The sequence below is a fragment of the Roseomonas sp. 18066 genome, assembly GCF_902706185.1.
Lineage (GTDB): Bacteria > Pseudomonadota > Alphaproteobacteria > Acetobacterales > Acetobacteraceae > Pseudoroseomonas.
Genome location: NZ_CACSJM010000439.1, coordinates 1 through 237, shown reverse-complemented (window position 1 = coordinate 237; position 237 = coordinate 1). Strand labels below are relative to the sequence as shown.

General features: G+C 70.0%; 1 protein-coding gene. It reads left to right on the top strand.

All coding sequences use genetic code 11. The features are described from left to right. Window positions 1-20: 20 nt before the first annotated feature. Window positions 21-237 (top strand): hypothetical protein (locus GVN67_RS29590; RefSeq protein WP_160000814.1); only part of this gene is annotated, 217 nt, incomplete at its 3' end.

The following is a 237-nucleotide window of genomic DNA, read 5'->3' as shown; positions in this document are numbered from 1 at the left end:
CGCTGTCGCCGACGGAGACGGTGAGCATCACCATCAGCGGGCTGCCGGCGGGGGCCACGCTGTCGGCCGGGACGCACAACCCGGACGGCAGCTACACGCTGACCCAGGCGCAGCTGACCGGGCTGACGATCACCTCGCCGGACCCGGGCAACACCACGCTGCATGTCACGGCCACCGTCACAGACAGTTCCAGCGGCACCACCGCGACGACGAGCGCCAATGTCGGGCTGAATGTGC